This window comes from Streptomyces solincola (assembly GCF_002982015.1).
Classification (GTDB): Bacteria; Actinomycetota; Actinomycetes; order Streptomycetales; family Streptomycetaceae; genus Streptomyces; species Streptomyces solincola.
This window is the reverse complement of the sequence record NZ_PVLV01000343.1, coordinates 1-9,050: the sequence shown is the minus strand read 5'-3', so window position 1 is coordinate 9,050 and position 9,050 is coordinate 1. Positions and strand designations below refer to the sequence as shown.

At 75.5% G+C, this 9,050-nt stretch carries 5 protein-coding genes; 3 read left to right on the top strand and 2 right to left on the bottom strand.

Annotation, left to right across the window (positions count from 1 at the left end; translation table 11 throughout):
• The first annotated feature begins 58 nt into the window (after positions 1–58).
• Positions 59–3,166, top strand: a complete 3,108-nt coding sequence (locus tag C6N75_RS21085; RefSeq protein ID WP_105870475.1) for a helix-turn-helix transcriptional regulator — start codon at positions 59–61, stop codon at positions 3,164–3,166.
• 11 nt (positions 3,167–3,177) lie between these two features.
• On the opposite strand, the gene C6N75_RS21080 is transcribed toward C6N75_RS21085, so the two are convergent.
• Both C6N75_RS21080 and C6N75_RS21075 read right to left on the bottom strand, forming a co-directional pair.
• On the bottom strand, positions 3,178–4,350 hold the full coding sequence (locus C6N75_RS21080; RefSeq protein WP_105870474.1) for a PQQ-dependent sugar dehydrogenase: 1,173 nt from the start codon (positions 4,348–4,350) through the stop codon (positions 3,178–3,180).
• A gap of 202 nt (positions 4,351–4,552) precedes the next feature.
• Positions 4,553–5,695: an aldo/keto reductase gene (locus C6N75_RS21075; RefSeq protein WP_105870473.1), complete on the bottom strand. Its 1,143-nt coding sequence runs from the start codon at positions 5,693–5,695 to the stop codon at positions 4,553–4,555.
• An 82-nt stretch (positions 5,696–5,777) separates the two neighbouring features.
• Here C6N75_RS21075 and C6N75_RS21070 point away from each other — a divergent pair, with 82 nt between their 5' ends.
• Positions 5,778–6,737, top strand: coding sequence for a 2-hydroxyacid dehydrogenase (locus C6N75_RS21070; protein ID WP_105870472.1), 960 nt, complete (start codon positions 5,778–5,780; stop codon positions 6,735–6,737).
• Positions 6,738–7,069: 332 nt separating this feature from the next.
• Positions 7,070–9,050 (top strand): diguanylate cyclase (locus tag C6N75_RS21065; protein WP_181160559.1); only part of this gene is annotated, 1,981 nt, incomplete at its 3' end.

Genomic DNA, 9,050 nt, shown 5'->3' with positions numbered 1-9,050 from the left:
CATCCCTCCCGCCCGTCACCGTCGGCCGTCACCGTCCGGCCGTCCCAGCACGCCCGTCATGGTCCGTCCGGAAAGCGGTGACCCGTTGTCAGACGTCTGTGCGATGCTCTGCGACGTGGAGACCAAGTCCTTCAGCCCGGTGTTCGTCGGCAGGGCCGGCGAGCTGGCCGCGCTCACCGAAGCGCTCTCCCGCGCGTCCGCGGGAGAGCCGCAGGCCCTGCTCGTCGGCGGCGAGGCCGGCGTCGGCAAGACCCGGCTGCTGGAGGAGTTCCTCGGTGAGGCGACCGCCCGCGGGGCGGTCGTCGCCGTCGGCGGCTGCGTGGAGATCGGCGCGGACGGGCTGCCGTTCGCGCCCTTCTCCACCGCGCTGCGCGCCCTGCGCCGCACCCTGCCCGACGAGCTGGCCGCCGCGGCCGAGGGCCAGGAGGGCGAGCTGGCCCGGCTGCTGCCCGAGCTGGGCGAGGCCGGCGGCCACGAGCCGTACACCCTCTACAACGACGACAGCACCGCCCGGCTGTTCGAGCTGACCGCCCGGCTGCTGGAGCGGATCACCGCCCAGCGCACCGTCGTCCTCGCCCTGGAGGACCTGCACTGGGCCGACGCCTCCACCCGCCACCTGCTCGCCTACCTCGTGCGCACGCTGCACAGCGGCCGGCTCGCCGTCGTCGCCACCTACCGCAGCGACGACATCCACCGCCGCCACCCGCTGCGCCCCCTCCTCGCCGAGCTGGACCGGGTGCGCGCCGTGCACCGCGTCGAACTGCCCCGCTTCACCCGCACCGAGGTGCACCGCCAGCTCACCGGCATCCTCGCCGCCGAACCGGACGCCCCCCTGGTCGACGACATCTACGCCCGCTCCGAGGGAAACGCCTTCTTCGTCGAGGAGCTGGCCATCGGGCACGACTGCGGCTACGAGCCCGGCGCGCTCTCCGACTCGCTGCGCGACCTGCTGCTGGTGCGGGTCGAGAAGCTCGGCGAGGACGCCCAGAAGGTCGCCCGGATCGTCGCCGAGGGCGGCTCCACCGTGGAGTACGGACTGCTGGCCGCCGTCGCCGGGCTCCCCGAGGACGACCTCTTCGAGGCCCTGCGCGAGGCGGTCGGCGCCAACATCCTGCTGGCCGTGCCCGACGGCGAGGGCTACCGCTTCCGGCACGCCCTGGTCCGCGAGGCCGTCAGCGACGACCTGCTGCCCGGCGAGCGCTCCCGCCTCAACCGCCGCTTCGCCCAGGCCCTGGAGGCCGACCCGCAGCTGGTGCGCGCCGACGCCCGCACCACCCGCCTCGCCGGGTACTGGTACCACGCCCGGGACGCCGCCAAGGCGCTGCCGGTGGTGCTCCGGGCCGCCGTCGAGGCCCGCAAACGGCACGCCCCCTCCGAGCAGCTCCAACTGCTGGGCCGCGGCATGGAGCTGTGGGACGACGCCCCCGAGGAGGTCCGCGCCTCGCTGCGCCCGCTGGACTACGCCGAGGCGTACCCGGCGTGCGGCTGCGACCCGCAGACCACCCCGCTCGGATACCTCGACCTGCTCGCCGAGGCCGCCGTCGCCGCCCGGGTGTGCGGCGAGCGCGAACGCGCCTTCAAGATCGTCAAGCGGGCGCTGCGGCTGCTCGACGAGGAGACCCACGGCCCGGACGGCGAGGTGTGCGACCCGCTGCGCGCCGCCTGGTTCTGGACCGAGCGCTCCCGCCTGGTGTCCAATCTCGGCCGCGGCGACGGCTGGGACGAGCTCGCCCGCGCCCAGGACCTGGTCCGCGGCCTGCCGCCGTCGCCCATCCACGCCCAGGTGCTCGCCGTCGCCGCCGGCTGGGGCATGCTGCACACCCCCGGCCGCGAGAGCCTCGCCGCCGCCGAGCGGGCCGTCGAGTACGCCCGGCTGGTCGGCGCGGAGGCCATCGAGCTGCACGCCCGCACCACGCTCGGCTGCATCCTGGTCGACGCCGGTCAGGTGGACGCCGGGCTCGCCATGATCGAGGAGGTCGAGCAGCGCAGCCGCATCCTCAAGCTGAGCAGCGAGACCGCCCGCTGCTATGTGAACCTCTCCACCTGCCTGGAGGCGGTCGGACGCTCCCGCGCCGCCGTCGCCGCCGGCCGCGAGGGCGTCGACTTCTCCTGCTCCAGCGGCCTGCGCGACAGCGAGTGCTGGTCCCTGGGCAATCTCACCGAGTCCCTCGTCCCGCTCGGCGAGTGGGACGAGGCCGAGGCGGGCGCCCAGCGGCTGCTGCGCATCGCCTACAGCGCCAAGCCCCGCGGCATGGCCCACACCCAGATCGCCCGGCTGCGCCTGCACCGAGGCGAGCCGGCCGCGGCCGCCGACGCCCTCGCCGACGCCCGCGAGGCGTACGGCACCCACGACCGCATCCCGCAGCAGGTGCTGCCGATGGCGCGGATCGAGATCGGCGTGGCCGCCGCGCAGGGCCGCCTGGCCGACGTCCGCACCTGCCTGGCCGCCCTGGCCGAGGAGGGCATCCCCAGCGCCGGCAGCCACCGCTACGGCTGGCCGCTGCTGCTGGCCGCGGCCGGCGCCGAGGCGGACGCCCGCGGACTGCCCGGGGCGGAGACCGGCCGGGCCGAGGCGCTGGAGGTGGTCCGCGCCGCGGCCCGCCGGCTCGCCGCGCCCGTCGCGCTCTGGCAGGCGTACGCCCTGTTCGTCTCGGCCGAGCTGGCCCGCGCCGAGGGCTGCCGGGACCCGGAGCGCTGGGCGGAGATCACCGCCGCCCTCGAACCGCTGGAGCGCCCCTACCGGCTCGCCCACGCCCGGCACCGGCAGGCCGACGCGCTGCTCGCCGTCGGCGGCCGCCGGGACGACGCGGCGGACCTGCTCCGCGCGGCCCACCGCACCGCCGTACGACTCGGGGCGCGGCCGCTGCGCGAGGAGCTGGAGCTGCTGGCCGCCCGGGCCCGGGTGCCGCTGACCGAGCAGGCCGCCGAACCGCCCCGGGCCGCCCGGCCGGACGACGGCTTCGGGCTGACCCGCCGGGAGCAGGACGTGCTGCGGCTGGTCGCGGCCGGCCGCACCAACCGCCAGATAGCCGAGGAGCTGTTCATCTCGCCGAAGACGGCCAGCGTCCACGTCTCCAACATCCTCGGCAAGCTCGGCGTCTCCGGCCGGGGCGAGGCCGCCGCCCTCGCCCACCGGCTGCGCCTGCTGTCCGAGGCCCCGGCCTGAAGGACCCCGAGCTACGACACCTGGAGCCGCAGCAGCTTGTCGTCGCCTGCCTCCGGGGTGCCGCGGGTGTCGGTCTCGCTGGTCAGCAGCCACAGCTCGTCCCCGCCGGCGGCCAGCACGGTGCGCAGCCGCCCGTACTCCTCCCGGAGGAACGCCTGCGGTTCGGCGACCGGTTTGTCGCCGTCCAGCGGGAGGCGCCACAGACGCTCGCCGCGCAGCCCGGCCATCCAGATCGATCCCTCGGCGTAGGCGATGCCGCTGGGGGACGCCTCGGAGGTACGCCACTGGGCGACCGGCTCCTTGAAGCCGCCTCCGCCGCCGCGGCCCTCGGTCTCCGGCCAGCCGTAGTTGCCGCCCGGCTCGACGAGGTTCAGCTCGTCCCAGGTGTTCTGCCCGAACTCCGCGGCCCACAGCCGCTTCTCCGCGTCCCACGCCAGCCCCTGCACATTGCGGTGGCCGAGGGAGTAGACGGTGGAGTCCGGCTCCGGGTTGCCGGGCGCGGGCTCGCCGTCCGGGGTCATCCGCAGGATCTTGCCGCCCAGCGACGCGCGGTCCTGGGCCAGCCCGGTCTCCCCGGTCTCGCCGGTGCCCGCGTACAGCATCTTGTCGGGACCGAACGCGATCCGGCCGCCGTTGTGGATCGACCCCTTGGGGATGCCGCGCAGCACCGTGTCCGGCGCGCCGAGCTGCTGCCCGGCCGGCTTGCGCTCGTCGTAGAGCAGGCGGGCGATCCGGTTGTCGGAGTCGGTGGTGAAGTAGGCGTACACCTGGCGGTCGGAGGCGTACGAGGGGGAGAGCGCGATCCCCAGCAGCCCGCCCTCGCCGGCCGGCGACACCCCGGGCACCGAGCCGATCACCGTCTTCTTGCCGCTCTCCCCGTCGATCCGGGTGATCGTGCCCTCGTCGCGGGAGGAGACCAGCAGGTCGCCGTCCGGCAGCTCGGCCAGCCCCCAGGGCGACTTCAGACCCTCGGTCAGGGTGGCCGCCACCTTCGCCGAGCCCTTCGCGGGCGCCGCCGAGGCGGAGGACGCGCCGGGGGAGCCGCTGGGCGCGGGGGAGGAGGCGGAGGCCGACGGGGTGCGGCCCGCGCCCTCGGCCGGCCCGTCCGCCCCGCCGGACGAGCAGCCGGCTGTCAGCACCAGCACGGCGGACGCCAACACGGCGGTGACAGTAGGTCGTTGCACGATCTCGTTCCCTTCCCACGGCGGCGCGAGCAGCCTCGCGCCCCCTTCATACACCGGCCGGCCGGGCCCCGCCTGGACGGTCGCCGTCAACCTCCGGCCGGGTACCACCCCGGTCGCCGGTGAACCGCTCCGTTCCGCCCTGTTCCGCCCGGACCCGCCGCGATCCGCCGTGAAACGCCATTCCCCGCCGGGGGCCCGGCGTTCAGTCCCAGGACCCGCGGGCCGGGGGCAGCGCGGCGATCTCGGCCAGGTCGGCGGGGGTCAGCGCGAGGGCGGCGGCGCCGGCGTTCTCCACCGCCCAGCGGGCCCGCTTCGTGCCCGGCACCGGGACGACCTGCCCGCCCTGGGCCAGCGCCCAGGCCAGCGCCACCCGTGCCGGGGTGATCCCGGCCGCCGGGCCGCCGTGCCGCTCGGCGACCCGGCGCAATCCGGCCACCAGCGGCTGGTTGGCGGCCATCATCTCGGCGGTGAACCGGGGGTGCCGGGCCCTGGGGTCGTCCGGCTCGAAGCCGCCGCCCGGGGTCAGCGTCCCGGTCAGGTAGCCGCTGCCCAGCGGCCGCGCCGCCAGGAAGCCGACGCCCCGCTGGGCGCACCACGGCAGCAGCTTCTCCAGCGCCTCCGGCGACCAGACCGACAGCTCCGCCTGCACCGCGGCGACCGGGAACACCTGCTGCACCCGCTCCAGCAGCCGAATCGTTCCGTCATACGCGTCGGGCCCCCGGCCGCCCAAGGCCCCCGCCCGGCCGCCGGACGTACCCGGCCGGCTCCGGACCGCACCCGTCCGGTCCGTGCGTGCGCCCGCCCCCGGGGCCGCCCGCGCCGCGGCGACCGCGCCGCCCCGGCCCGGAGCGACGGGGCGGCGCGGGGCGCGGACGTCCAGGGCGCACAGGCCCAGCGCCCGCACCTTGCCCGCCCGGACCAGCTCGGCCATCGCGCCCCAGGTCTCCTCCACCGGGATGTCCGGGTCGGTCCGGTGCAGCTGGTAGAGGTCGATGACGTCGGTCTGGAGCCGGCGCAGCGAGGCGTCGCAGGCCCGGCGCACATACCCGGGGCGGCCGTTGGCGACGATGTGGCCGTCTCCCACGAGCAGCCCGCACTTGGTGGCCGCGAAGACCTCCGCGCGCCGCTCCTTGAGCACCCGGCCGAGCAGCAGCTCGTTGGTGAACGGCCCGTACATGTCGGCGGTGTCCAGCAGGCTCACCCCGGCGTCCAGCGCCGCGTGCACGGCCCGCAGCGACTCCTCGCCCCGCTGCTGGGAGGAGGTGTACGCCCAGCTCATCGGCATGCACCCGAGACCCACCGCGCCCACCGCGAGCGCGCTCGCGCCGATCGTCCTGCGGTCCAACTCCCCGTACCTCCACAACGCCTCGGCCCGCCCCGAATCTAACCAATGGCCCGTCCGTGCCGGTGGCATAGCCTCGGGGACCATGACATACGACGTATGGCTCCCCATCCCGGCCGACGAGATCGACGGCCTGCCCGCACCCGCGTCCGGCGGCGCCGACGGACCGCGCTACCGCTTCTGGGACGGCGGGCCCGACTTCCCGGCCGACCCGGCCGACTGCGCCTTCTACGTGGTGCCGTACATGAAGGGCAGCGAGGTCGCGGTCCGCCCGATGTCCGCGATGGGGTCGGTGCGGGTGGTGCAGACCCTCTCCGCCGGCACCGACCACATCACCCCCGGACTGCCCGGACTGCCGGCCGGGGTGGCGCTGTGCAACGCCAAGGGCGTGCACGAGGCGAGCACCGCTGAGCTGACCCTGGCCCTGATACTCGCCTCGCTGCGCGGCATCCCGCGCTTCGTGCGCGGCCAGGACGCCGAGGAGTGGCGGGACGGCTTCTACCCGGCGCTCGCCGACAAGTCGGTGCTGATCGTGGGCTACGGCTCGATCGGCGCAGCCGTCGAGGACCGGCTCGCGCCGTTCGAGTGCGCGCGCGTGGAACGCGTCGCACGCTCCGCGCGCACCACCGCGCGCGGCCCGGTGCGGGCACTGGCCGAGCTGCCGGAACTGCTGCCGCGGGCGGACGTCGTGGTGCTCTCCACCCCGCTGACCGCCGACACCCGGCATCTCGTCGACGCGGCGTTTCTCGGCCGCATGAAGGACGGCGCGCTGCTGGTGAACGTGGCCCGCGGCCCGGTGGTCGACACCGAGGCGCTGCTGGCCGAGACCGGGCGCGGCCGGCTCACCGCCGCCCTGGACGTGACCGACCCCGAGCCGCTGCCGCCCGGCCATCCGCTGTGGCACGCGCCCGGTGTGCTGATCAGCCCGCATGTGGGCGGTTCCACCTCGGCGTTCCTGCCGCGCGCCAAGCGGCTGCTGGCCGACCAGCTCACCCGTTTCGCCACCGGCGGGGAGCTGCGGAATCGGGTGCTCACCACCGGGTAGACGGCCCCGCACGGCGGCCGCGCGCACGACGCAAACCGGCCAATTCCGTGATCGTCACGGAGCGTAGAGAACCCCTGTCCCTGTGTGACGAGACTGGTGTATCGTCCCGATCTGGGGGGAGGCGTCGAGCGGAGACCGGCGCAGAGGCGCCACGTGAGAGCCGATTGACCACCGAGCCGATCGATCAGGAACCGAGGGGGGCGACGGGTGATGCACGGCCCAAGGGCAACCGATCCGACGCGGCGGGACGGGCTGACACCGTCCCCGGGCGCGACAACGCGTCCGCCGCGGAGCACGACTCGACCGTCCGGCCCGCGCACCGGAGCGCCGCGGTGAGCGCCTCCGGAGTCCTCGTGGAGCGCCCGCCCGCAGCCTCCGGGGGCAAGGCCCCGGGGCCCCGGGCGGGCGGCGGACTGGGCACCCAGCTCATCCTGGCGGTGCTCTGCGGCGGCTACGCCACCGGCGCCGGCCTCGGCTGGGGCTCACCCGAACTCGCGCTCATCATGGGCGACTTCGGGCTCAGCGGAGCCGCGTTGGTGGCCGCCGTCTCCTGCCTGGTCTACGCCCGCACCCGGGACGGCCGGTTCCGGCCCGCCTGGCTGCTGTTCGCGTTCTCCTCCGCCATGGCCGCCGCCGGCAACGGCGTCTGGGGCTGGTACGAGGTCGTCCTGGACGTCCCGGTGCCCAGCCCCTCGCTCGCGGACCTGTTCTTCCTGCTGTTCGCGCCGCCCGCGATCGTCGGGCTGCTGGTGCTCGCCAAGCGCCCGGTCACCCGGGCCGGCTGGGTCTGCCTGGCCCTGGACTCCTGGCTGATCGGCGGCTCGCTGCTCACCCTGTCCTGGAGCCTGGCGCTCTCCCACGCCACCCGCTTCCAGGGCGAACCGGTCGCTCGCGCCGCCCTCTCGCTGGCCTACCCGCTGCTGGACATCGTGCTGGTCAGCATGGTCCTCGCGCTGCACTTCCGGCGCTCCCAGGCGGGCCGCTCCACCGTGCACACCGCCATCGCCGCGCTCGCCCTCACCGTGCTGTGCGACGCGCTGTTCACCTCACCGCTGCTGCGCGAGCACTACGCCTCCGGCCAACTCCTGGACGCCGGCTGGTTCGCCGGCTCGCTGCTGCTGGCGTACGCGCCCTGGGGCGCCCGCCGGGCCCGCGGCGCCGCCGTCCGGCCCGCGCCCGCCGTCCGGCGGCCCGCCAGCCGCCCGGTGGCCGGCTCGCTGGCCGCCCTCACCCCGTACCTCGCCGCCGCCGTGTGCACCCTCGGCATCCTGTACAACGCGGTGGAGGACCGCACGGTGGACCGGGTGGTGGTCTTCACCGCCTGCACCGTGGTGCTCGCGCTGGTCGTCCGCCAGGGCATCATGCTGATGGACAACATCGCCCTCACCCACGAACTGGCCCAGAAGGAGAACCACTTCCGGTCCCTGGTGCAGGGCTCCAGCGACGTCATCATGATCGCCGCGCCCAACGGCACCCTGCGCTACGTCAGCCCGGCCGCCTCCGGCGTCTACGGGCGCGAGGCGGACGAGCTGATCGGCTCCGAACTGGCCGCGCTGATCCACCCCGACGACCTCGGCGGCGTCGTCCACGAGGTGCGCCGCTTCCTCGCCGCGCCGCCGTCCGAGGAGCCGACCACCCGCATCGAGTGCCGCTTCCGCTCCGGGGCCGGCGACTGGCTCAACGTCGAGTCGGTGGTCAACCGCCACCAGGGCGGGCTGATCTTCAACAGCCGGGACGTCACCGAACGCGTCCGGCTCCAGGCCCAGCTCCAGCACAACGCCGAGCACGACGCCCTCACCGACCTGCCCAACCGGGCGCTGTTCACCCGGCGGGTGCGCGGCGCGCTCGGCGGCCGGCGGGCCGGGGACGCCGGCACCGCGGTGCTCTTCATCGACCTCGACGGCTTCAAGGCGGTCAACGACAAGCTCGGCCACCAGGCCGGCGACGACCTGCTCGTCCAGGCCGCCCGCCGGCTCCAGGATTCCGTGCGCGCCGGCGACACCGCCGCCCGGCTCGGCGGCGACGAGTTCGCCGCCCTGATCCTCGGCGGCGCCGGCCACGACGAGGCCGACCGGGAACTGCTGGTCACCGAGATCGCCGAGCGCCTGCGGCACACCCTCTCCCGGCCCTACGAGGTCGACGGCGGACGGGAGGTCCGGGTCGCCGCCTCCATCGGCGTCGCCTTCGCGGAACCGGGCATCTCCTCCGCCGACCTGCTGCGCAACGCCGACCTCGCCATGTACCGGGCCAAGGCGGGCGGCAAGAACCGCGTCGAGCTGTACAGCCCGCACCTCACCCCCGTCAGCCCGCCCA